The sequence below is a fragment of the Mesorhizobium sp. P2_D5 genome, from assembly GCF_056404355.1.
Genome location: NZ_JBFUEE010000002.1, coordinates 591,114 through 614,098 on the forward strand (window position 1 = coordinate 591,114; position 22,985 = coordinate 614,098).

Below are 22,985 nucleotides of genomic sequence, written 5' to 3' on the forward strand. Positions count from 1 at the left end.
GAAATTTTCGATGCAAGGGGTGAGGCATGGACACTGAAAATCTGCGCAGCTTTCTCGAAGTTGCCGCCCATGGCAGCTTCACCGTCGCGGCCAGCCGGCTCAACCTCGCCCAGTCCACCGTCAGCGCGCGGATCCGGGGACTGGAGGAGCAGTTGGGGCGCCGGCTTTTCGTGCGCGACCGCGATGGCGTGACGCTGACGCCGGCCGGCCGGCAGTTCCTGCCGCACGCCTCATCCATCACCCGCACCTGGGAACAATCGCGGCAGGACATCGCCGTTCCCGATGGCTACGAGACGCTGCTGCGGCTGACCGCTCCCGCCTATCTTTGGGACCGCATCACCTCGCCGTGGGTCGAGTGGATGCGCGCCAGGCGGCCGAACGTGGCGCTGCGCCTGGAGGGCAGTTTCCCGGATCTGGCGATCGACCAGCTGGCGGAAGGCCTGCTCGACATCTGCATCCTCTATCTGCCGCGCCCGCATCCAGGCATCGTCTACGAAACGCTGGCCGTCGACCAGGTCGTGCTCGTTCAGCATGCCGCGCAGACGAAGCCGTGGACCGAGAACTACATTCTCATGGATTGGGGGCTGGAATTCCGCATCGAGCACGACCGCGCCTTTGCCGGCATGGTCAAGCCGGCTATCTCGGCCGGACTGGTCTTCATCGGGCTGCAGCATGTGCTGTCTCGGCAGGCGGCGGCCTACCTGCCGCTCAGTGCCGTGAGCACGCATATCGAGCGCGGCGAAATGCGCCGCATCGACAACGCGCCGGTGTTCCAGCGCCCGATCTACCTTGCCTATCCCAGCAATCCGGTCTCGTCGGATGTCCTGGATGTCGCGCTCACCGGGCTGCGCTCGCTGGCTGGAGATTGGGCGGAAGGTCAGGGGTTTTCGGAAGGCGACCGTTCCCTGGGCATGACCGGCCAGTTGTGACGGGTCAGGCCGTATCCATGGCCATGCCCGCTACGCCGGTTCGGTCACCACTTCCTTCTGCAGCCGTGCCAGTTCCTCATAGGGGATGTGGCAGCGGATCGAGTGGCCGGGTTGCGCTTCGCTGAGCGGCGGTTCCTGCTGCTCGCAGATCGCACCGATCTTGCGCGGGCAGCGCGTGTGGAACACGCAGCCCGACGGCGGGTTGGTGGCGCTGGGGATTTCGCCGTCGAGGCGAATGCGCGCTGTCTCGGTCTGATCGAGCTTGGGCACGGCCGACAGCAGTGCTTCAGTATAGGGATGATGCGGGCCGGAAAAGACGTCTTCCGACGGTCCGAGTTCCATGATCCGGCCGAGATAGAGCACGGCTATCTTGTCGGAGAGGTAACGCACCACGGCAAGATCATGCGAGATGAAGATGTAGCTGACGTCTTCCTTCGACTGCAGGTCGGCCAGCAGGTTGAGGATCGCCGCCTGCACCGACACGTCGAGCGCCGAGGTCGGCTCGTCGCACACCACGATGCGCGGGTCGCCGGCGAAGGCGCGCGCAATGGCGACGCGCTGCTTCAGGCCGCCGGAGAGCTGGCGTGGCTTGACGGCAAGATGCCGGTCGGTCAACCGGACTGAACGGACGAGGTCGTTGAGCCGAGCCTCGAGCGCCTTGCCGCTCAAGCCCGCAAGCCGCTTCAGCGCGCGGCCGATTAGGTGCCGGATCGAATGCGAGCGGTTGAGTGCCGAGTCCGGATTCTGAAAGACGATCTGCATCGCCTTGATCTGGTCGTCGCTGCGGTTTTCCAGCCGCGGCGCCAGCGCCTTGCCTTCGAGCACGATCGTGCCGCCGTCATCCGGCGGCACAAGGCCGAGCAGCAGCCTGGCGAAGGTCGTCTTGCCGCTGCCGGACTCGCCGACCAGCCCAAGCGTTTCGCCCGGGCGCAAATCGAGCGAAACGTCCTTCACGGCGCGCAGCGCGTGGCCATGGCTGGAATAGGTCTTGTTCAGCCCGGCGACGCGCAGCACCGGCACGGCTGCCGCCTTTGGCGCGGGCGCGACATCGCTCGGGGTTGCGCGCGGCAACGCCTGCGCCTTCTCGTGATAGAAGCAGCGCGACAGCCGGCCGCCCAGATCGTAGAGCGGCGGCAATTCGCTGCGGCAGCGGTCGTCGGCGAGCGCGCAACGGTCGGCGAACGCACAGCCCTTGATGTCGGCGCCGATGCCGGGCAGGAAGCCTGGAATGGTGTCGAGCCGACCCTGATCCTTGCGCTGACCGCCGCGCGGCAGGCAGCGCAGCAGTGCCACCGTATAGGGATGGCGCGGATCGTTGAACACGACCTCGGTCGGCCCTTCCTCCACCAGCATGCCGGCATAGAGCACACCGACCCGGTCGCACATGTTGGCGACGACGGCGAGGTTGTGGCTGATGAACAGGATCGAGGCCGACAATTCCTGCCGGAGTTGCGCGATCAGGTCGAGCACCTCGGCTTCCACCGTCGCATCGAGGCCGGTCGTCGGCTCGTCGAGGATCAGCATCGACGGATCGTTGGCCAGCGCCATGGCAATCGCCACGCGCTGCTGCATGCCGCCGGAAAGCTGGTGCGGGTAGCGCTGCATGACGCTTGTCGGGTCGGAGATGCGCACCCGGTTCAGCATGGCGACCGCACGATCCTCGGCCGTCTTGCCTGTTATGCCGCCAAGTTCAAAAATCTCGGTCAGCTGGCGGCCGACGCGGATCGACGGGTTCAGCGCCTTGCCCGGATCCTGGTAGACCATGGAGACGCTTTCGGCCCGCGCCCGCCTGAGCGCCTCGGCATCCAGCTTCATGACGTCCTGGCCGTCGAGCGAGATCGCGCCGCCCGTGATCGAACCGTTTCGCGGCAGATAGCGCACGACGGTGAGCGCCACGGTGGATTTGCCGCAACCGGACTCGCCGACCAGCCCGTAGGCTTCGCCCTGGCCTATATTGAGGCTGAGGTTGCGCAGCACCGCGCGGTTGCGGCCGGCGACGCGATAGGCGACCGATAGGTCTCTGAGTTCGAGAGCGTTTTCGGCCTTGGCGGATTTAGTCATTGAGCGCTCCGTGAACGCCATCAGCCGCCAAATTGACGCCAATCACCAGCGAGGCGATGGCCAGTGCGTCGAACAGCACCGTCCACCAGAAACCGCCGCCGATCATGCCGTAATTGTTGGAGATCGAGAGCCCCCAGTCGGGCGAGGGCGGCTGGATGCCGAAGCCCATGAAGGAGAGCGTGGCGACCGCGAAAATGGCATAGCCGAGCCGCACGGTGGTCTCCACCAGGATCGGCGGGATGACGTTGGGCAGGATCTCGACGAACATCGTATGCGCAGCACTTTCGTGCCTGAGCTGTGCGGCGGCGACATAGTCGAGTTCGCGCTCGGCAAGCACCGCCGAGCGCACCGTGCGCGCGATGATCGGCGCGAAGCTGAGGCCGATGACGACGATGACCGTCGTCTTGGATGTGCCGAGCGCCACGATGGCCAAAAGCGCGACGATGACCACCGGGATCGCCATGAAGGCTTCAAGGATGCGGCTGACGACATCGTCGACAAGGCCGCGAAAATAGCCGGTGATGAGGCCGAGTGCCGTGCCGGCCACGGTCGCCAGCAAGGTTGCCAGCGGGGCGACGGTCAGGATGTCGCGCGAGCCGACGATGACGCGCGAGAAGACGTCGCGGCCGATCTGGTCGGTGCCGAACCAGTGTTCGGCCGAAGGCGGCGCTAGCGCGTTGATGATGTCGTCGGCGAGCGGGTCGTAAGGCGCGAAATGCTCGCCGAACAGGGCGCAGGCAACCCAGAACATCACAATGGCGAAACCGGTCAGGAAGGTGCCGGAACGCAGCAGCGAAAACAGCACCTCCGCCAGCGGGCCGCGCCGGCGCGTGTCGTCTGATGTGGGGGAGGTGGTCTGGACAGCGCTCATTGATCTGACCCCAGCCGGATACGCGGATTGAGCACGGAATAGAGGAAGTCGGCGACGAGCGTCGCCACAGCATAGACGATGCCGATGGTGAGAATTCCCGATTCCAGCATCGGGAAATCCTTGCCGCGCGCCGCGGTGAAGATCAGCGAGCCGATGCCCTGGTAGCGGAACAGCGTCTCGATCACGACGAGGCCGCCGATGAGATAGCCGGTCTGCGTCGCGATGACCGTGATGGTCGGCAACAGCGCGTTGCGCAGCACATGCCGCCAGATCACTGTGCGCCATGGCAGGCCCTTGAGCACGGCTGTTCGTGTGTAGTCGGAATCGAGCGCCTCGATCATGCCTGAACGGGCCATGCGGGCGATATAGCCGAACAGCACCAGGAACAGCGGCAGCGATGGCAGGATCAGGTAATAGAGCTGGGTGAAAAAGCCGGCATTGCGCGGCCATGCGGCCGATATCGGCAGCCAGCGCAGCCAGACGCCGAAAATCAGGATCAGGATGATGCCGGTGACGAATTCCGGCAGCACCGTCACCGACAGGCCGCCAAGGCTGATGATGCGGTCGAGCGGCCGGTTGAGATTGAGCGCCGCGATGACGCCGCCGAGGATGCCGATCGGCACCACCAGCACGAAGGCGACCGCCGCCAGCTTCATCGAATTGCCGAGTGCATCGATGACGAAGGGCGCGACCGGCGAGCGGAAGATGTAGGACGTGCCCATGTCGCCCTGGACGAAGTTCGAGATCCAGCCCCAGTACTGCGCCAGCAGCGGGCGATCGACACCGAGCGTGTGATTGAGCGCGTCGACGGCGCGCTGGTCGGCGAACGGGCCCAATATGGCGCGCCCGACATTGCCGGGCAGCACCTGGCCGCCCAGGAACACCATGATGCTGAGCAGGAACAGCGTCACCAGCGACAGCGAGACACGCCGGGCAAGGAAGGAGAGAATGGCATCGACTCCTTATGTAAGATCCATCGGCCCAGGCATGCCGGACACGTCGGGTAAACTCACTGTGACAGGCGGATCGAATGCTGTCACCGGGGGAACGGCTCCGTCAAATCGCGACACCTCGACCAGCGTCGAATTGCAGGTCGGCGATTGGGCAAGGCGCGACGTCCCCCGGTCGGGTGTCAGCACATTCGGATTGCCATGCTTTTCCAGACTGTTCGGCTGTCCGGGCGAGGAGGGGTCGAACCATGCACCGGTGGGCATCTGGACGACGCCCGGAATCAGGCCATCCGTCAGCACGGCGCCCGCGAGGCACGCACCGCGATCGTTGAAGACGCGCACGACCGCGCCGTCCAGGATGCCGCGCGCGGCGGCATCGGCAGGGTTGATCCACAGCGGCGCGCGGCCCGACACTTTGCCCGCCCGGCTCACCGAGCCGTGATCGTACTGGCTGTGCAGCTTGTCCGCCGGCTGCGGGGATAGAAGATGCAGCGGGAACCTGCTGGCAAGGTCGCTGCCCAGCCATTCCCGCGGCTCGCGCCAGACAGCGTGACCCGGACAGTCGTCATAGCCGAAGGAATCGATTGTCGGCGAGAACAGCTCTATGCGGCCCGATGGCGTCGCCAGCCGATGCCGCTCGGGATCGGCGCGGAAGGAACCCAGCAGTGTCTGCGACGTAACCTGCCGGGCAAGGTCGGCGTAGCCGTCATGCCAGAAACGGTCGAAGGGTGGCATCTCGACCCCGGCCGCGTCCGCATTGTCCCTGGCCTGCTCGTAAAGCACCCGGATCCATTCGCTGGCTCCGCGCCCTTCGGTGAAGGCTTCGCTGGTGCCGAGCCGGGCCGACAGGTCTGCAAAGATCCGATAATCGTCGCGGGCTTCTCCAACCGGGTCGATCGCTTGCTTCATGGCGACGACGAGGTTTTCCCGGTTCGAAAAGGCGAGATCGTTTCGCTCCAGCGGTGTGGTGACTGGCAGCACGATGTCGGCATGGCGCGCCGTCGCCGTCCAGAAGGGCTCGTTGACGATGATCGTTTCAGGCCGCCGCCAAGCCTCGACCAGCCGGTTCAGGTCCTGGTGATGGTGGAACGGATTGCCGCCGGCCCAGTAGACGAGCCTGATGTCGGGGTAGACCAGCGCGGCGCCGTTGAAGTCGAACGAGCCGCGCGGATCGAGCAGCATGTCGGCCATCCGCGCGACCGGGATGAAATCCGGCACCTGGTTCCTGCCTTGCGGCACGGACGGCCACCGGAATCCCATCTCCGGTCTTCCGGCGCCATTTGTCGACGAATAGCCGAAGCCAAGGCCGCCGCCCGGCAACCCGATTTGGCCCAGCAGAGCGGCAAGCGTGATCGCCGCCCAATATGGCTGCTCGCCATGGTCGGCGCGCTGCAGCGACCAGCTCACCATCACCATCGTGCGCTTGGCCGCCATTTCCCTGGCCAGCGCAATGATCCTGTCTTCGGCCACGCCGCTCAGGGCGGCCGCCCATGCCGGGCTCTTCTGCTGGCCGTCTGTTTCTCCCTGGACGTAGGCCCGCACGACCTCGAAGCCGGTGCAGTAGCGCGCCAGGAATGCCTCGTCATGACGGGCCTCGGTGATGAGGACATGGCACAAGGCCAGCATCAAGGCGGTGTCGCTGTTTGGGCGAAGCGGCAGCCATTCGGTCTCGACGCCGCGCGGTGCATCGTCGCGCACGGGCGAAACGCTGATCAGATGGGCGCCGTTGCCGACGGCGTTGCGCAAGGCCGCCGACGCTTCGTGACGTGCCGCGCCGCCCCCCTGTATCTGCGCATTGCGCCAGGGCAGGCCGCCAAAGGCGACGATCAACTCGCTATTCCGTTCGATCCCGTCCCAGGTGGAATGATTGCCCGTCAGGCCATCGGTCCCGCCAAGCACGTGCGGCAGGATGATCTCGGCAGCGCCATAGGAATAGCTGAGGACCGAGCTTGTGTAGCCGCCGATCGTGTTGAGGAAACGGTGGACCTGGCTTTGGGCATGGTGGAATCGCCCCGCACTCGCCCATCCGTAGGACCCCGCATAGATCGCGGCATTCCCATGCTCAACGCGAATTCGGTCCAGTTCGGCCGCCACGATATCCAGTGCGGTTTCCCATGGGACTTCGACAAAGGGTTCGCTGCCGCGCCCGGCCTTAGCGCTGGACCTGTCCCCCTCCAGCCAGCCACGCCTGATAGCGGGACGGGAGACGCGCAGGTCACCCTGTACCGTACCAAGCATGGACTTGCCGATCGGCGATGGATCGGGGTCGCCGCTCCATGGCTCGACGCCGACGAGCCTGCCGTTCTCGGCACGGACTTCGTAAGTCCCCCAATGCATGGTGGTGAGCAGGGTCTCGGACTCCATGGGACAATGATAAATCGCCCCGCAACGCGGGGTTTCACGTCAGGCCGACGCGCAGCGCCTTGCCTCGGCCTGGCAGAGAAAGCGCCAGCCCCCGCAGGGGCTGGCAGTTGCGGGTTGGGCTTGTCTGCCTCCGTTCAGGCCTTCGATGCCTTGTCGAGGAACAGCTGCGACATCGCGGTCGGCTGCACGCCGGCCACGCCTTTCGCCGTCGCTGTCAGATAGTCGTAGAAATAGCCGAAGATGACCGGCGTTTCTTCGAGCAGCAGGTTCTGGATCTTGCCTGCGGTCGCCTTCTGCGCCTCGAGGTCGAGTGCGGCGATATAGCTGGTCGCCAGCGTGTCGTAGTCCTTGTTCTTGAAATGCGCGGCGTTCCAGGTGCCGTCGCTCTTCAGCGGTGCTGCAAGATAGACATTCGGCACCCCGCGGTGGCCATAGTCGGTGATGCCCATCACCGAATCCAGCCAGTTCGACTTGCCGAACACCGCGTCTCCGTAATAGCCGCCCTGGTCGAGGATATTGAGCTCGAGCTCGATGCCGATCTCCTTGACCCAGTTCTGGATCAGCTGGGCGTATTCGGGGATTTCCAGGTAACGCTCGGTGGTCAGCGTCACCTTGAAGCCCTTGCCGGCGCCCGCTGCTTCCATCAACTGCTTGGCCTGCGCGATATCCTGCTTGCGCTGCGGCACGCTCGCATCGGTTGACGGATAGGCCGGGGCGAATGGGCTGTCATTGCCTGGCGAAGCCCGGCCTTTCATCAGACCGGCAACCAGCTTGTCACGGTCGAGGCTGAGTGCGATGGCGCGGCGCACGCGCGGGTCCTTGAAGGGGTCGGAATCGCAGCGCATATGCAGTTGCTGGTGAGCGACCGACTTCAGGCTGATGATGTCGACATTCGGATCGTTGAGCAGCGCGACACCGGACAGCACCGGCAACTGGTTGATGATGTCGACCTGTCCGCCCTGCAGTGCCAGGATTTGCGGCTGCGTGTCGGTAAAGAAGGTGAACTCGGTGCGCTCCGGCAACGCCTTCGTGCCCCAATAGTCTTCGTTGCGGACGAAGGAGGCGCCGACCTTTGCCGTGTATTTCTCGATCTTGAACGGCCCAGTGCCGTCGAAGCTCTTCTCGTACTCGCCCTTGTAGCTCGCCGGGATGATGACGGCGTTGTAATTGTCGGACGACAGCATGTAGGGGAAATTGCCGTTCGGCGCGTCGAGGTGGAACTCCACCGTGTAGTCGTCGACTTTCTTACTGGCGCCCTTCTGCAGGATGCCGTTGAACACCGACAGCGCGTTGGACGAGTTTGCCGGATCGGCGAGACGGTCGATGCTGGCCACGACGTCGTCGGCCTTCATCTCGCCGCCGCTGTGGAATTTCACGCCCTTGCGCAGCTTGAACGTCCACACCGTGCCGTTGTCGTTCGGCTTCCAGCTTTCGGCCAGCGCCGGCTGCAGCACCAGGTCGGGGCCGTCGACGCAGAGGAACTCGGCAACCTGCTGCATGACCAGGAGGCCGCCGGCGTCGGCAATGGTAACAGGGTCGATCGTTGCCGCCGGCACGCTGCTGGCGACGCGGATGGTGGCGCCGGGCGCGCCCTGGGCGCGCGCCAGCGACGGCATGCCGCCGAGGCCGGCTGCCGCGCCGATGCGGCCCAGCAGCGGCAGCGACAGGCCGAGCAGGCTGCCGTGACGGATGAAGTCGCGGCGGCTGACCCTGCCGTCGACGAGGCCATCGATCAGGTGATTTTCAAGCGGCGAGCGATTGCGCCGGATCAGGTCGAGAATGTGATAATTCTTGCTCATGGGTTTTTACCCTTTCCCCTATGTTTTTATGGCTGACGAATTTTGCGGATAGCTCCATTTTCCGGCCGCCAGAATAGCCCGTGACCGGGACTGTAGCATGCGATCTTGTCCGGTCCATCCAGTCCTTGGCGTGGATGCGCCGGATTCCTCACCGCACTGCTTTCACCCGTCTTTGTCCAATCTTCCCGACCGAAATCGCGGCGGTTGGCTTCTCGTTTCTTGGTCGCCTGCCGTCATCTAGTTCAGCGGCAAACGGCGATAGGTTCCGGGCTTTGCCGGGTCATGATACTTGTTGCACGGTCCTTTCTCGATAAAGTCTCTGTGACAGGCAGCGAGGTTTTCCCGTGACAACGTGACGCCGAGACCGGGGCCTTCCGGAACGCGCACGACGTTGTTCTTCGGCGAAAACGGCCCTTCCTCAATGACATCCATCGGCAGCATGCGAAACAGCGACTGGTTAGGCTCCCTGATCCAGCCCAGCGCCGCGCACAGATGCAGATAGGCCGCGCTGCCGATGCCGCTGTCGCCGCTGTAGCACCAGAAATCGATGCCTGCATGTTCGCAGGCACCGACGAAACGCAGCATGCGGCCGATGCCGCCATGCGTCGTCGGGTTGCCGACGAAAGCGTCCGGCACCTTCATGTCCATGGCGCGTGCAATGTCGATGTTGTGGGTCGAGAACGGGATCGAGCAGTGGCGCCGCAGTTCGCGCATCTCCTCGATCGTCGCCACCGGATCCTCCCAATTGCGCACGCCCAGCTCCTCCAGCGGCCGCGCCAGGCGACGCGCCGTCGCCAGCGAATAGGCCTGGTTGGAATCGATGCGGATCATTGCATCGTCGCCAAGTCGTTCGCGGATCAGCTCGACCATTCTTAGCGAGACTTTTGGATCCTGCGTCGAGAACTTGCCTTCGAAGAAGGTTGTCCCATGGGTCTGGTGCAGCTCGACGCAATAGTCGGCGACCTCTTCCGGCGTCCTCTCGCCCTTGACCTTCAGCCCGTCGCCGCGCAGCGAAAAATAGTCGGTGAACGGGATGTCCTTGCGCACGGCGCCGCCGAGCAACTGGTAGAGCGGTTGGTTCCATGCCTTGCCGCGCAGGTCCCAGAACGCCATCTCGATGGCACCGAAGGCCATGATGCGGGTGCGGTCGTTGATCGACTGCACGCCGGTCCAGTAGGGCAGGCAGACATTCTCGGCGCCGGCGATGTCGAAGGCATCGCGGCCGACGAGGCGCGGCGCCAGGACATCATTGATGATCGCGGCGGCCGCCGGCGTCGGCGCCTCGCCGAGGCCGATCAGCTCATCCTCGGTCTCGACCTCGACGATGGTCGGCGAGAACCCGTCGAGTTCGCCGAACACCCAGGCGTAGGGCGCCTCGAGGCGCAGGTTGATCGGCGTGGCCTTGATGCTGCGGATTTTCATCTCAGCGGCCGATTTCGAAGAACGGCGCGCCAAGCAGGTCGGGAACCACGTCGATGCCGAGGCCCGGTCCATCCGGAATGCCCATGCGGCTGCCGGTGACAGGCGGCTTGTTCGACGCCGTGCGCACCGTCACCCATTCGTGGAAGGCGATGGCGTGCAGGCGGCGTTCCTCCGGCGTCGACAGCGACAGATGCGCCATCGCCGCGGTGTCGATCTCGGCACCGCCGGTGTCCTCGACGGTGATCATGAAGCCGAGGTCGACGGCGAGATCGCGGATCTGCCGCGTCTTCGTCACGCCGCCAAGCCGCGAGATCTTCAAAGTCAGCCCGTCGGCTGCACCCTTGCGATGGATATCGAGCATGTCGTCCAGCGAGGCGACTGATTCGTCAAGCACCATAGGCTTGTCGAGCGAGCGGCGCACCGACATGCATTCGTCGATGGTCGTGCAGGGCTGCTCGAACGTGTAGTCGATGGCCCGCGTCGCGTCAGCGAACTGGCGCGCCTGGTAGGGGGTCCAGCCGGCATTGGCATCGCAGAAGATCACCGTGCCTTTCGGCACCGAAGCGGCGACCGCCGTTACACGCTCGATGTCGTCATGGACATTGCCGCCGACCTTGACCTGCAGCCGGTGGAAGCCATCCTTGACGATGCGCTTGGCCAGTGCCGCCATGGCCTCGACGCTGCCGTGGGTGACGACCTTGTAGAGCTCCGCCGTCTCGCTCTCCCGGCCGCCGAGCAGCGTCACCAGCGGCACATCGGCGGCGCGCGCCGCCAGATCCCAGCAGGCCATGTCGAGCGCCGACTTGATGTAGGGATGGCCTTTGAACACCGTATCCATCAGCCGGCCGATGCCGGCCAGCCCACGCGGATCGTGGCCGATCAGATGCGGCGCGATCTCGACCACGCCGGCTCGAACGCCGGCCGCGAAGGCGGGCGAGTAGAAATTGCCGAGCGGCGCCATCTCGCCCCAGCCGGTGATCCCGCTATCCGAGGTGATGGCGACGATCACCGCGTCGAAGGCGTCGGCAACGCGCCCTTTGGACATGCGGTAGGGCCCGTCCACGAAGGGCTGCACGACATGGTAGGCTTTGATGGTTTCGATCTGCACGTGTCTGTCCATTGTCTGCGGTGGTGAGGAACGGGTCAGGCGCCTTTCGACGGGCGCTGTTCGAGACCGCGCGCGTAGGAGAGAAGCTCCTCGAAATCGAGGTCGATATGCTCGCGGGCATGGCGCTGGGCAGCGCGCATGTCGGCCCCTTTGAGCAGCGACACATAGGTCTCGTGAACGTCTTCGGCCGGCACCGCCTCCTTGCGGGCCTGCTGGTGCAGGGCAAAATACATCTGCAACCGGCTGGTCAGCCGCTGCCAGGTTTCCAGCAGCACCGAATTGTCGGCCCATTCGTAGATCAGGCCATGCAGTTGCAGCGCCGTTTCGATCTGGCGGGTGGTGTCGCGGTTGCGGGTCGCCTGTTTCACCGCCTCGTGGCGCTGGTCGAGCTCGTCGAAGAAACGCTGGTCCCGCAGCGGCCAGGTGCGCTCGATGGCGAATTCGTCGAGCACCTTGTTGAGCGAATAGGCATCGTCGATGTCCTTGGCGGTGACATCGACGACGAAAGTGCCGGCATAAGGAATGCTGGTCAGGATGCCCTCCTGCACCAGCTCGCGCATCGCCTCGCGCAGTGGCGCGCGACTGACCCGCATCTGTTCGGAGATCCGGAGCTCGTTGAGTTTCTGGCCCGGTTCCAACTGGCCGGTCAGGATCGCGCGCCGCAGCAGCGCGACGATCTCGGCGCGCCGCGTCGTATCCGCGATCGGACTGAAATCCACTTTCGCCATTCGGCCACTCCCAAGGAAACCGAGAGCAAGACAAGCAGATTGTCGACAATCTAACAAGGCACTATTTTCGGATTCTTCGATTGCCTGTCGGTCGGTGCACTTTTCAACGACTGGCGGTCAGGCCGCGCGGCCGTAGAAGCCGACCCGTTCCTCGGCGCTGAACATCACGCCGGGCTTCTCGTAGTAGGAGAACACCGCGATCATGCGCTCGCGCTCGCCTTCGACGGTGGTGACGCGATGCGCGGTGTTCTTGCCACGAAAGACGTTGAGCGTGCCGGGCTTCATACGCAGGATCTTGGCTTCGGGGTCGCGCCCTTCGAGCAGTCTGGCGACGCCGTCATAGTTCGGATTGTCGTCCGACCGCAGGTCCGTGCGGTATTCAAGGTCGCCGCCGCGTTGCGACTGCTGAAGCAGGAGGGTTGTGGTGAATTCCGAACGGTCGAAATGCCAATTGAGCGCCTCGCCGGCGCGATAGGCCATGACATTGGTGCGCGCCAGTGGATCCTGCATGACATGCAGCTTGGTCTTGCCCATCGCAGCCGCCAGGAAGCGCAGCAGCGGTTCGTATTCGTAGATGGCGAGCACGACGCTGCCAGGGATCTGGTCGGCGCAAACGGTGTGGCTGATGGTCTCGACCTTGCGCAATGCCGGATGGTCAGGCGCAAGCTCGGGAATGTCAGGCTTGAAGTAGATGTTGTGCATCCGCTTGTGCACATGCGAGCGCGCAGCCATGACCGGCTGGATTTCCCGCACGGCCTTTTCAGCCACGCCGGGCCGCAGAAACCCCTCGAGGTTGAACATGCCGTCGGCTTCGAGTGCGGCGACGGATTGGTCGACGAGGCGCTGCCATTCGGCGCTGCCTTCGCGGTCGAGCGGATAGCGGTCGAGATCGAGGATGTCTTTCATGGTCGTGGGCTCGAGTTTCCGAGCCTATGAGATGGCAAAAAAATCTTTCTCTCAACGCGCAAAATAATTAGGATTGGACAAGAAAAACTTTTGGAGGATCGATGTGGAACGGCTGCCTCCGCTGAATGCGATCAAGGCCTTCGAGGTCGCGGCGCGTGCCGGCAGCTTCACCCTGGCTGCGACCGAGCTTGGCGTGTCCTCGGCGGCGGTGAGCCAGCAGATACGCAATCTCGAAACCTGGTTCGGCAAGCAACTGTTCGTGCGCAGCGGCAACCGCATCGCGCTGACCGACGCCGGCCACGCCATCTATCCGCAAACCGCGCGGGCGCTGGGCGACATAGCGGCGATCGGCCGGCGCATGCTGGAAGGCGGCTTGCGAACCCGCCTTGTCGTCAGCGTGCCGTTTTCGCTCGCCGAACTGTGGCTGGCGCCGAAGCTCGCCGTGCTTCTCGATGCCTTTCCGCAGATGGCGATCGATGTCCGGGTCGAGGACGATCCGGTCGACCTGATGCGCCAGAACATTGACCTGCGCATCAGCTATGGCGACTATCACTATCCCGGATTGAAGCTCGTCCGGCTTGTCCATGATGACGTCTTGCCGGTCTGCGCGCCCGAATTCTGGCACCGGCACGGCAACGGCGATCCGGGCCTGGCGGACCTGCATGAAAGCCTGTTCATCCACACCAATTGGGGGCCGAACTATGCCTCTCACCCGACCTGGGCCGATTGGTTCGCGGCATCCGGCGGCAGTCGCTCGCCCGACCCGTCGCATGGGCGGCGGGTCGGCCTGTCCAGCCTGGCAATCACCTCGGCGAGGCTGGGTCTCGGCATTGCGCTTGGTCAGCAGGTCATGGCGCGCGCCGATCTGGAGGCAGGCCGCTTGATCGCGCTGTCACCCGTCTCGGTCCGCCTCGGGCATCCCTACTGCGCGTTCATGCCGCCGGCCAAGGCTGATCGTGCCGATGTCGCGGGCCTGGTGGAGCTGCTCACGAAAGCGGCGCCCGCGACCTATGGGAAGGTCGGGGCGCCGCGCTGAGGCCGGACCTGACGGGGGTGTTCAGGTGGCCGGCTTTTCCGGCAGCGGAGAAATCGGCATTCCGGGTCCGATCTTCTGCAGATTGCCTGTTATCACCTGATCGCCTTCGGCCACGCCGGTCAGGATCGCCACCTGACTGCCGCTGGTCGGGCCAAGCGAGACCAGCCGCTGGTCGACCGTGTTGCCCTTGCCGACGACGTAGAGGTATTTGCCGAGCTGGCTCGAGCCCAGCGCCGTCTGCGGCACCATCAGCGCATCGGCCTGCTGCTTCACATGCAGCCGGACGCGTACATATTGGCCCGGCAGCAGCGTGAACTTGCCGTTGCCGATCGTCGCCCGCGCCGTGATGGTGCCGGTCGAACGGTCCACCGTATTGTCGATGAAGGTGAGTTCGCCCTTCTGGCTGGCCTCGGTCTCGCCGGGAAGCAGGACCTCGACCTCGATCGGACCGGCCGCGCGAGCCTGCTCGATCTCAGCCAGGTCCGTCTCGCTCGGATTGAAGGTGACGTAGATCGGATCGAGCTGCACCAACGTGTTGAGCACGGTGCCGGCAACGCTGACCAGCGTCCCGACCGAGGCCTGGTTGCGACCCAGGCGTCCGGCGAACGGCGCGCGGATTTCGGCATAGCTCAGATTGAGCTCGGCCGTGCGGACCGCCGCTTGGTTGAGCGCCAGCGATGCCTGTGCTTCGCGCAAGGTGCTGGTGCGCTGGTCGAACCCGTCCTTGGCGAGATAGCCGCTCTTCGCAAGCTCGGTGCCGCGCCCGAGATTGGACTGGGCATAGTCGAGCGTTGCGGTGTCGCGCTGCACCTGCGCCTTCGCCTGGTCGAGAGCCGCCTGGAAGTCATCAGGCGAGATCTTGTAGAGCAGATCGCCCTGGCGGACGTCGACACCGTCGGCAGCGGCCTGCTCCTGCAGATAGCCCGGAATCCTAGCCTGCAAGGTGATGCTGCGGATCGGCTCCGTCCGCGCGGCGTAGTCGAGGTAGATCGGGATCGTCTTCTTGACGACGCTGACCACCGGCACCGGCATGACGAACGCCGCCGGGGCGGGCGCCGCACCAGCGGTGCCGGCATTGAGGCTGACGTTGCCCATGTCGAGCAGATGGACGCTGGCCACCGAGATCGCTCCCAGCGCGACAGCCGTTCCCAACGCGATTTTCCATTTACGCATGATTAGTCTCCAATCTTATTCGGCCGCTTCCGCCAGGGGAGGGAAGGCGGTTTCGGCAGTTGGTTCAGTGTGTTCGTCAGCGGCGGGCTCGTCATTGCCGCCGCGTTCGCGCAGCTGTTCGATGACCGCGTAGAAGACCGGTACGAACACCAGCGACAGGATGGTGGCCGCCACCATGCCGCCAAAGACGGTGGTGCCGATCGACTGACGGCTTGCGGCACCGGCGCCGGTGGCGAACATCAGCGGCAGCACGCCGAGGATGAAGGCGAAAGCCGTCATCAGGATCGGCCGCAGCCGCAGCCGTGCCGCCTCCATCGCCGCGTCGACGATGCTGAGGCCTTCCTCGCGTCGTCGCCTGGCGAACTCGACGATCAGGATGGCGTTCTTGGCCGCCAGGCCGATCAGCATGACGAAGCCGATCTGCGAGTAGACGTCGATCTGCATGCCACGTGCCCACAGCACCGCGAACGCGCCGAACAGAGCGAGCGGCACCGCCAGCAGCACCATGAACGGCATCGCCCAGCTCTCATACTGCGCCGCCAGGATCAGGAAGACGAAGACGATGGCGAGGCCGAAGACGACGGACGCGATCGATCCTGCCTTGAGTTCCTGGAAGGTGATGCCGGTCCATTCGAAACCGAAATCCCTGGGCAGCGCCGTGGCGGCGGCCCGTTCCATCGCAGCGACCGCCTGGCCCGAGGAGAAGCCCGGTGCGGCACCGCCATTGATCGAGGCCGAGGCGTTGTTGTTGTAGTGCGGCACGGTTTCCGGGCCGACGAACGGCACGAGCTTGCCCAGTGTGCTCAACGGCACCATGCCGCCGGAGGCATTGCGCACATAGAGCCTGGAAATGTCGGCGGCGCCCGCACGTGCATCCTTGTCGGCCTGGATGGTTACCCGGAAGGTGCGGCCGAACAGGTTGAAGTCGTTGACGTAGAGCGAGCCGAGATAGATCTGCAGCGTGTTGAAGACGTCCGGCAGGTTGAGGCCGAGCAGTTTCGCCTTGCTGCGGTCGAGGTCGTAGTTGAACTGCGGCGTCGAGGTCGAGAACGGCGAGAACAGCTGCTGCGGATTGATCTCGGGCTGCTTGCGCGCCTCTGCGATCACGGCTTGCGTCGCGTCGTTGAGGGCTGAACTGCCGCGGCCGGTGAGATCCTCGACGACGAACTCGAAGCCGCCCGTGGTCCCGATACCGGGGATCGAGGGCGGATCGAAGCTCAACGCGAAGGCTTCCGGGATCTGCAGCAGCTTGCCGCGCACATCGGCGACGAGCTTCGACGCGCTCTGGTCGGGACTGCGTTCCTCCCAGGGCTTGAGGATGGCGAATTCGACCGCCGAGTTCGACTGCGCCGCACTGGTCAGGAAGTTCAGGCCGCTGATCGAGCCGACGATGTCGACGCCGGGTGTCGCCTGGAGGATGTCGCGCGCCTTTTGCGCCACCGCGTCGGTGCGCTCCAGCGAAGCGCCATCGGGCAGCTGGATGACGACGAAGAAGTAGCCCTGGTCCTCGACCGGAAGAAACGTCGAGGGCAGGCGCTGCCAGACAAAGTAGGTGGCGACAAGTCCGGCTGCAAACAGGCCAAGCATGATCCAGCGCAAGCGGATGAGGATGCGCACGCCGTGCGCATAAGCATGCGACAGCCGGTCGAAGCCTGTGTTGAACCAGCGGAACAGCACGAACTGCGTTGGCTCGCGATGCCGCAGGAAGGCGGCACTGAGCGCGGGGCTCAGCGTCAGCGAATTGAAGGCGGAGATGCCGACCGAGATCGCCACCGTCAGCGCAAACTGGTTGTAGAGCTTGCCGGAGACGCCGGGAATGAAGGCGACCGGCACGAACACCGCCATCAGCACGGCGGTGGTGGCGATGATCGGACCGGTGACCTCGGCCATCGCGGCTTTGGTCGCCGCCAGAGGCTTGAGCCCGGCCTCCAGCTGTCGTTCGACGTTCTCGACCACCACGATGGCATCGTCGACGACCAGGCCGATCGCCAGCACCATGCCGAGCAGGCTCAGCATGTTGAGCGAGAAGCCAAGCATCTCCATGACGACGAGCGTCGCCACCAGCGACACCGGAATGGCGATGGTCGGAATGATCGTCGTGCGCCAGCTCTGCAGGAAGATGAACACCACGGCGACGACGAGGACCAGCGCCTCACCCAGCGTGATCAGCACGTCATGCATCGACGCCGAGACGAAGCGGGTCGTATCGTAGTGCATCGCATAGGAGACGCCCTTCGGGAAACGGGCCGACAGCTCCTGCATCTTGTCCTTGACGCGCTGCTGCAGATCGAGCGCGTTGGAGCCGGGCATCTGGTAGACGGCGAGCACCACGGTCGGGTCCTTGCCGAAGAAGGCCGACGATGAATATTGCAGTGCGCCGAGCTCGATGCGGGCGACGTCGCGCAGCCGCACCAGGGAGCCGGTGTCCGTGTTGGCGCGCACGACGATGTCCCCGAACTCCTTGGGATCGCTCAAGCGGCCGACGGCGTTGACCTGCATCTCGAAGGCGGTGCCGGCCGGGGCCGGCGACTGGCCGATCTTGCCGGCCGCCACCTGGACGTTTTGCTCGGCAATAGCGTTCTGGACGTCGACGGCGGTGATGCCGAGATTGGCGAGCTTGTCCGGATCGAGCCAGACGCGCATCGAATAGCGCCGCTCGCCGAAGATCTGCACGTCGCCCACACCGGGCAGCCGCTTTAGCGGATCGACCACCTGCAGATAGGCAAGGTTGCTCAGCGCCACCGGATCGACCGAACTGTCGGGCGAGGTCAGGTTGACGATAAGGACGAAGTTCGGATTCTGTTTCTTGATCGTCACGCCGCCCTGATTGACGATCGCCGGCAGCGACGAGGCCGCTTGCGAGACGCGGTTCTGGACGTCAACGGCGGCGGTGCTGAGCGAATAGCCGACATCGAAGGTGATGGTGATGGTCGAGGAGCCGTCATTGGAGCTCGTCGACGACATGTAGGTCATGCCTTGCACGCCGTTGATCTGCTGCTCCAGCGGCGTCGTCACGGTGTCGGCCACCACCTGGGCGCTGGCGCCCGGATAATGGGCGCTGACCACGACCTGCGGCGGAGTGATGTCGGGAAACTGCGAAACGGGCAGCAGGAAATAACAAATCGTCCCGGCGAGCACCATGATGATGGCGATCGCCGAGGCGAAGATCGGACGATGGATGAAAAAGTTTACCACGAAACACACGCCTCCCCGGCCGCTCTTGCCTTGCCGAAGGCGCTGGCAACCTTGGACAGCCTTTGGCCGCGCCCGTCACCGGGCTCTCCCAGCGAACGCAGCAACGGCATCTCGCTGTGCTGCGCATCGGCGAGCGAGCGCAGCATCCTTTCGAAGGCGCGCGGGTCGACGCCATCTGCTTTCATGACCAGCCGGATCATCGGATCCCGGACGGCTTCATCTATGGTAAGATCGCGGCGCTGTGGCATTGGCCGGCTCCTTGTCTGTCGGTTCGCAGCCCATGCTCGCAAACCGTTTTCATCTCTTCACCGGCCGAGGCCGCATGAACTGCAATTGTTCGCCCATCTCGCTGAGGTCCCTCTCGATCTGGCAGGACCAGTTCACGGTCTTGTGATTGACGGAGGGCGACATAGGTGTTACCAGTAAGTAACATTCATGACGTTACAGACCGGTAACACCCTAGTCAAGAGGCGTACCGAGGGATTTTTGGGAAACCAAGGAGGTTTTGATGGAAGACGGCACTGTGGAACGCGTTCGCCCCCGGGACAGGATCCTGGAGACGGCGCAGGACATGTTTCACAAGCATGGCATCAAGGGCGTCGGCATCGACGCCATCACTGAGGCCGCCGGAACCAACAAGATGACGCTCTATCGTCATTTCGATTCCAAGGACGATCTCATCATCCAATGCCTGCGCGCCACCGCCTGCAAGGCTGGTGCGATCTGGGAGAAATTCGAGGTTCAGCATCCCGGCGACAAGCTGGCGCAATTGCATGCCTGGGTTCGCATGGCCGCCGATTGCCTGACGGCTGACGGCCGCGGCTGCGATATGGCCAACGCAGCCATCGAGTTGACCGACGCGGATCATCCGGCCCGGCGCGTCATCAAGGAACTCAAGGAAGCCCAGCGCGATCGCCTTGTCACGCTGTGCCGGGATGCCGGCATCGGCCAGGCCGAGCTGCTTGCCGATACGCTGTCGCTTCTGCTTGAAGGCGCCCGTGTCAGCGTTCAAAGTGTCGGTACCGAAGGCCCCAGCGCGCAGTTCGTGCGCATGGCGGAAGGGCTGATCGTCTCCTTCCGCGGCACGGCGGCCGGCTGAATTCTCCCCGGCACTTTTTCGATCTGGCCACCGAGATGAACGATGCCTCACGTCTTTGGCGTGAGTGGCATTGCAGTCGCCATTGACTGGAACGAAAAAAGCCCGCTGCCGGGAGGAGGTGGCAGCGGGCTCGATTTCGAGTGTGGCGCGGGAGGAGGTGCACCCCACTCAGCGTCGGCATCGCATCTGGGAGGAGTAGATGGCCGACAACTGCAAATTAGGGGCTGCCCAATGATTCGGCAATCGTGGATCGTGCATAGCAGCTGTGCAGATTCGCTGTATCACCCGCGAAAGTTGCCGAGTGTGACCGGAAAAGCGCAGGCCAGCTTCACTGCACCGGAACGTTTTCCCTGAAGATCAGGCGCGGCTCGATGAACTTCCGCGTCAGATAGGGCGCCGAGGATGCAATCGAGCCGAGCAGGCGGATGACCGACTGCTCGGCGATCAGCCTGGCATTCTGGTCGATGACGACATCGAGCAGGTCGTCGACGAGATAGCCCCGCGTGTCCTTTGTGAGGTCGTGACAAATGAACACCGGCTTGCGGTTCGGCCTTAATTCCCGGATCGCCTTTGCAACGCCCGAATGTCCGGCTCCGACGCAATAGATACCGAGCAGTTCGGGCTCGTTGTGCAGCGCCTTCATGGTCTCGGCATAGCTGACGTCGGGCTCGTCGTTGATCTCGACCGCGCTGCTGACGGTCAGGTTGGGAAACTCTTCGTTGAGCACCGAGCGGAAACCCATTTCGCGCTCTTCGTGGCCGCGATAGGAGCGCGAGCCGACGACCATCGCCAGATGGCCGGTGCGGCCGCCCAGGAAGCGTCCCATCAACAGCGCCGCGGTTCGTCCCGCCACCCGGTTGTCGATGCCGACATAGGCCGATCGCGGTGCAGCCGGAACATCGGACACCAGCGTGACCAGCCGCATGCCGGCGTCGACGATGTCGCGCAGGATGTTGCGTGTGCGCGGATGGTCGACGGCGATGACTCCGACGCCATTGGCCCTGAGCGAGAGGTTTTCGACGGCGGTCTGCAGCGCGCTCGGCGAGATTCCGGCGAGGTTGTGGATCCGGCACGAGGCGACAAGCGGCAGCCGCGCGGCGTAGTCCTCGATATGTCCGGCGAGATCGCGCATGAAGGCATTGCTGCCGATCGGCAGCAGGAATTCGAGATGGGCGGGCCGCGAGGGCAGCGTCACCTGATCGGCGACCGGCAGATAGCCGAGCTGCTTGGCGGCCTCCATGACGCGCTGCCGGTTGGCGGCACTCGCACCTGGCCGGTTGTTGAGCACCCTGTCGACCGTTGCGGTCGACAGCCCGCAATTGCGGGCGATATCCGAGACGGTGGCTTTCATGCCCTAACCCTATGTCCCGATGCGATGCCGCGCCAGTCGAGCGATGCGATTTGAGGTGACGGCTGATTGCCGCCCATCAGCCGGACAGTCATTCGGCCGCCTCGACAAGACGGCTGTCCCGGACTCAGTGCGATGGCTTGCCATCGGCGATGGCATCGCGGATTTCCTTGTCCGACATGCCGGTGATGATCCGCTCGACTTCCGCCACGCTGGTCTTCTTCGGGTCGATGTCGTCGGCGACCACTTTGCCCCGGCGCATGACGACGATGCGGTCGACCACCTGGAAGACATGGTGGATGTTGTGGGCGATGAAAATGCAGGAATGACCGGAATCGCGCGCGTTGCGCACGAAGCTCAGCACGCCCTGTGTTTCGGCGACGCCGAGATTGTTGGTCGGCTCGTCGAGAATGATGAGGTCGCTGTCGAAATGCATGGCGCGCGCGATCGCCACCGCCTGCCGCTCGCCGCCGGAGAGCGAGCCGATCGGTGTCGTCGGCGGGATGTTCTTCGAGATGCCGACCTGCTTGAGCAGGTCGCGTGCGACCGTGTTCATGGCGTCCTGGTCCATCCGATTGAGGAAGCGCGGCGGCTTGATCGGCTCGCGTCCGAGGAACAAATTGCGGGCGATCGACAATTGCGTGACCAGTGCCGAGTCCTGGTAGATCGTCTCGATGCCGTGGGCGATGGCGTCGCTGGTGTTGCGCAAGCTCACCTTCTTGCCGCGGATGAAGATGTCGCCGCTGGTCAGCGGAACGGCGCCCGAGAGCACCTTGATCAGCGTCGACTTGCCGGCGCCATTGTCGCCGAGCAGGCCGACGATCTCCCGTTCATTGACATGGAAACTGGCGTCCTCGAGTGCCTGCACGCGGCCATAGGACTTGCGGATGTTCTGCATGCGGATCAGTGGCTCGGCCATGGTTCAAGTCCCTGCCTGATGCCGGCGTTCCAGCCATGAATGGAGCGCCATCATGCCAAGGATGATCGCACCGATGAAGATATTGTAGGCAAGGCCGGGCACGCCGATCAGCACGATGCCGTTGCGCATGACGCGCAGGATCAGGATGCCGAGCACGGTGCCGATGATCGTGCCGCGCCCGCCGGTCAGCGCCGTGCCGCCGATCACCACCATGGCGATGACTTCGAGCTCATAGCCGGTGCCGCTGTTGGGGTTGGCGGCCGAGGTGCGCAGCGACGAGATGACGCCGGCAAGCGAGGCCATCAGCGATGACAGCACGAACAGGCCGATCTTGACGCCGCTGACATTGACGCCGCGGGCGCGCGCCGCATTGGGATTGCCGCCGGCCGCCTGGATCCAGTTGCCGGTGCGGCTCTGCGTCAGGACATAGCCGAGCGCGATGGCCGCCGCGATGAACCAGAACAGCGACATGTAGATGCGGAACGGCCCGATGAAGAAGTCGCCGACCAGCGCCTCCGCCAGCCAGCTGCCTTCGGCGCTCCAGGTGCGCTGCGGAAACCCGTCGGTGACGAAAAGGGCGGTGCCGCGCACCACCAGCAGCATGCCGAGCGTCACCAGGAAGGACGGGATCTTGAGCTGCGTGACGAACCAGCCATTGACCAGCCCGATGAAGGCGGCGACCAGCAGTGCCGCGACAAAGCCGACCTCAAGCGAGGTGAGGCCGCTGTTGAACAGCGTCCACATCAGCACCGGTGAGAAGCCGAACAGCGAGCCGACCGAAAGGTCGAACTCGCCCGACGTCATCAACAGCGTCATCGCCAGCGCGATCAGGCCGAGTTCGACCGTGAAGGCCAGCGTGTTCGAAATGTTCTGCGGCGACAGGAAGTCGTGGTTGATGCTCCAGAAAACGGCGATCTCGATGACGAGCAGCACCAAGGGGCCGAACTCAGGCCGCGCAATCAGGTGTTGGATGAGCGAACGATTTTCCACGAGCAACCCGCGATAGGATTGGAAAGGCTGAGCCTTGCACAGCGAAGGGCTCGGCGAAAACGGAGAAGTCAGTCGCGACCGCCGGGG

General features: G+C 64.3%; 18 protein-coding genes. 3 read left to right on the forward strand and 15 right to left on the reverse strand.

Going from position 1 to position 22,985, the window contains the following annotated elements; genetic code table 11:
* Nucleotides 1-26: 26 nt before the first annotated feature.
* Complete coding sequence (locus AC1DYW_RS09520; protein ID WP_477225961.1) at nucleotides 27-929, forward strand: LysR family transcriptional regulator; 903 nt, start codon at nucleotides 27-29, stop codon at nucleotides 927-929.
* Between the two features lie 30 nt (nucleotides 930-959).
* Here the strand turns inward: AC1DYW_RS09520 and AC1DYW_RS09525 are convergent, their stop codons facing one another.
* The 9 genes from AC1DYW_RS09525 to AC1DYW_RS09565 all read right to left on the reverse strand — a co-directional run bounded on the left by AC1DYW_RS09525 (nucleotide 960) and on the right by AC1DYW_RS09565 (nucleotide 13,138).
* Complete coding sequence (locus tag AC1DYW_RS09525; protein ID WP_477225962.1) at nucleotides 960-2,990, reverse strand: dipeptide ABC transporter ATP-binding protein; 2,031 nt, start codon at nucleotides 2,988-2,990, stop codon at nucleotides 960-962.
* Nucleotides 2,983-3,861, reverse strand: coding sequence for an ABC transporter permease (locus AC1DYW_RS09530; protein WP_477225963.1), 879 nt, complete (start codon nucleotides 3,859-3,861; stop codon nucleotides 2,983-2,985). Before AC1DYW_RS09530 ends, AC1DYW_RS09525 begins: the two co-directional genes overlap by 8 nt.
* Entirely contained in the window at nucleotides 3,858-4,811 is a 954-nt protein-coding gene (locus AC1DYW_RS09535) for an ABC transporter permease (RefSeq protein ID WP_457152682.1), read from the reverse strand. Before AC1DYW_RS09535 ends, AC1DYW_RS09530 begins: the two co-directional genes overlap by 4 nt.
* Before the next feature lie 12 nt (nucleotides 4,812-4,823).
* A complete protein-coding gene (locus AC1DYW_RS09540) occupies nucleotides 4,824-7,175 on the reverse strand; it encodes a molybdopterin guanine dinucleotide-containing S/N-oxide reductase (protein WP_477225964.1) in 2,352 nt (783 codons plus the stop codon).
* A gap of 134 nt (nucleotides 7,176-7,309) precedes the next feature.
* A complete protein-coding gene (locus AC1DYW_RS09545; RefSeq protein WP_095091854.1) occupies nucleotides 7,310-8,974 on the reverse strand; it encodes an ABC transporter substrate-binding protein in 1,665 nt (554 codons plus the stop codon).
* A gap of 237 nt (nucleotides 8,975-9,211) precedes the next feature.
* On the reverse strand, nucleotides 9,212-10,396 hold the full coding sequence (locus tag AC1DYW_RS09550; protein ID WP_477225965.1) for a mandelate racemase/muconate lactonizing enzyme family protein: 1,185 nt from the start codon (nucleotides 10,394-10,396) through the stop codon (nucleotides 9,212-9,214).
* 1 nt (nucleotide 10,397) lies between these two features.
* Complete coding sequence (locus AC1DYW_RS09555) at nucleotides 10,398-11,504, reverse strand: mandelate racemase/muconate lactonizing enzyme family protein (RefSeq protein WP_477225966.1); 1,107 nt, start codon at nucleotides 11,502-11,504, stop codon at nucleotides 10,398-10,400.
* A gap of 35 nt (nucleotides 11,505-11,539) precedes the next feature.
* Nucleotides 11,540-12,232: a GntR family transcriptional regulator gene (locus AC1DYW_RS09560; protein WP_477225967.1), complete on the reverse strand. Its 693-nt coding sequence runs from the start codon at nucleotides 12,230-12,232 to the stop codon at nucleotides 11,540-11,542.
* Nucleotides 12,233-12,349: 117 nt separating this feature from the next.
* Nucleotides 12,350-13,138, reverse strand: a complete 789-nt coding sequence (locus AC1DYW_RS09565) for a HalD/BesD family halogenase (protein WP_477225968.1) — start codon at nucleotides 13,136-13,138, stop codon at nucleotides 12,350-12,352.
* 103 nt (nucleotides 13,139-13,241) lie between these two features.
* On the opposite strand from AC1DYW_RS09565, the gene AC1DYW_RS09570 reads away from it, so the two are divergent.
* Nucleotides 13,242-14,174, forward strand: coding sequence for a LysR substrate-binding domain-containing protein (locus tag AC1DYW_RS09570; protein WP_477225969.1), 933 nt, complete (start codon nucleotides 13,242-13,244; stop codon nucleotides 14,172-14,174).
* A gap of 21 nt (nucleotides 14,175-14,195) precedes the next feature.
* Here the strand turns inward: AC1DYW_RS09570 and AC1DYW_RS09575 are convergent, their stop codons facing one another.
* The 3 genes from AC1DYW_RS09575 to AC1DYW_RS09585 are packed head-to-tail and all read right to left on the reverse strand — an operon-like array spanning nucleotide 14,196 to nucleotide 18,790.
* Nucleotides 14,196-15,347 carry an efflux RND transporter periplasmic adaptor subunit gene (locus tag AC1DYW_RS09575; protein WP_477225970.1) on the reverse strand — a complete coding sequence of 384 codons (1,152 nt, stop codon included), beginning with the start codon at nucleotides 15,345-15,347 and terminating at the stop codon, nucleotides 14,196-14,198.
* Between the two features lie 15 nt (nucleotides 15,348-15,362).
* Nucleotides 15,363-18,542 (reverse strand): efflux RND transporter permease subunit, encoded by a 3,180-nt coding sequence (locus tag AC1DYW_RS09580; RefSeq protein ID WP_477225971.1) that lies wholly within the window; start codon nucleotides 18,540-18,542, stop codon nucleotides 15,363-15,365.
* Complete coding sequence (locus AC1DYW_RS09585) at nucleotides 18,536-18,790, reverse strand: hypothetical protein (protein ID WP_477225972.1); 255 nt, start codon at nucleotides 18,788-18,790, stop codon at nucleotides 18,536-18,538. The genes AC1DYW_RS09580 and AC1DYW_RS09585 overlap by 7 nt, the downstream gene beginning before the upstream one ends.
* Nucleotides 18,791-19,050: 260 nt before the next feature.
* Between AC1DYW_RS09585 and AC1DYW_RS09590 the strand changes: the two genes are divergently transcribed.
* Entirely contained in the window at nucleotides 19,051-19,641 is a 591-nt protein-coding gene (locus AC1DYW_RS09590; RefSeq protein ID WP_477225973.1) for a TetR/AcrR family transcriptional regulator, read from the forward strand.
* A gap of 328 nt (nucleotides 19,642-19,969) precedes the next feature.
* Here the strand turns inward: AC1DYW_RS09590 and AC1DYW_RS09595 are convergent, their stop codons facing one another.
* The 3 genes from AC1DYW_RS09595 to AC1DYW_RS09605 all read right to left on the reverse strand — a co-directional run bounded on the left by AC1DYW_RS09595 (nucleotide 19,970) and on the right by AC1DYW_RS09605 (nucleotide 22,898).
* On the reverse strand, nucleotides 19,970-20,992 hold the full coding sequence (locus AC1DYW_RS09595) for a LacI family DNA-binding transcriptional regulator (protein WP_457154341.1): 1,023 nt from the start codon (nucleotides 20,990-20,992) through the stop codon (nucleotides 19,970-19,972).
* 124 nt (nucleotides 20,993-21,116) lie between these two features.
* Entirely contained in the window at nucleotides 21,117-21,908 is a 792-nt protein-coding gene (locus AC1DYW_RS09600) for an ATP-binding cassette domain-containing protein (RefSeq protein ID WP_457154340.1), read from the reverse strand.
* A gap of 3 nt (nucleotides 21,909-21,911) precedes the next feature.
* Nucleotides 21,912-22,898, reverse strand: coding sequence for an ABC transporter permease (locus AC1DYW_RS09605; protein WP_095091975.1), 987 nt, complete (start codon nucleotides 22,896-22,898; stop codon nucleotides 21,912-21,914).
* Between the last annotated feature and the right edge of the window lie 87 nt (nucleotides 22,899-22,985).